Consider the following 340-nt stretch of genomic DNA (forward strand, 5'->3'; position numbering starts at 1 on the left):
GACTACGGGAGGCTGCAGTGGGGAATATTGCACAATGGAGGAAACTCTGATGCAGCGACGCCGCGTGGGTGATGAAGGCCTTCGGGTTGTAAAGCCCTGTCGGCTGGGAACAAGTTAGACGTGCTCATACCACGTTTGATTGAGTGTACCAGCAAAGGAAGCACCGGCTAACCCTGTGCCAGCAGCCGCGGTAATACAGGGGGTGCTAGCGTTGTTCGGAATTACTGGGCGTAAAGGGCGCGTAGGCGGTCTTGCAAGTCAGGGGTGAAATCCCGGAGCTTAACTCCGGAATTGCTTTTGATACTGCAAAGCTAGAGTGTGTTAGAGGATGGCGGAATTC

At 54.4% G+C, this 340-nt stretch carries 1 rRNA gene; it reads left to right on the forward strand.

Annotation, left to right across the window (positions count from 1 at the left end):
* A 16S ribosomal RNA gene (locus ACTHSL_RS13270) occupies positions 1-340 on the forward strand; the annotation flags it as partial.

The sequence above is a fragment of the Neisseria sp. P0008.S010 genome (assembly GCF_051962715.1).
Taxonomy (GTDB): domain Bacteria; phylum Pseudomonadota; class Gammaproteobacteria; order Burkholderiales; family Neisseriaceae; genus Neisseria; species Neisseria elongata.